1 protein-coding gene is annotated in these 422 nt (G+C 36.0%); it reads right to left on the bottom strand.

Translation table 11 applies throughout. The features are described 5' to 3' along the window. On the bottom strand, positions 1 to 422 hold a 422-nt coding region (locus tag GVJ63_RS22015; protein ID WP_200843141.1), incomplete at both ends, for a 3,4-dihydroxy-2-butanone-4-phosphate synthase.

Raw genomic sequence — 422 nt, 5'->3', positions numbered from 1 at the left:
ATCCTATGCCACGACCTTCTTGAGGTAGATAAATAATCATGCCACCATGTTCATTGATATACTTCATAGACGATTCAAGTTGAGCACCACAATCACAACGTTGACTATGGAAAATATCGCCTGTAAGGCACGCAGAATGTAAGCGTACATTTTCATGTTGTCGAATTGCACCTTTTGTCAGTACAACTATCTCTTCATCTGTGTATGTCGCTTTAAAACCATACATATCAAATGTTCCGAAATCTGTAGGCATTTTCACTTTTGCCTTAAATTCAATTTCTGGTTCTAATTTTTTACGATATTCAATTAAATCATCAATCGTAATCATCTTTAATTGATGTTTTTCTTTAAACTTTTGTAAATCTTGTCCTTTCGCCATCGTGCCGTCATCATTCATAATCTCACAAATGACACCAGCGGGC

Source organism: Pantoea sp. 18059, from assembly GCF_902706165.1.
Lineage (GTDB): Bacteria > Pseudomonadota > Gammaproteobacteria > Enterobacterales > Enterobacteriaceae > Pantoea > Pantoea agglomerans.
This window is presented reverse-complemented; position numbering and strand designations above follow the sequence as displayed.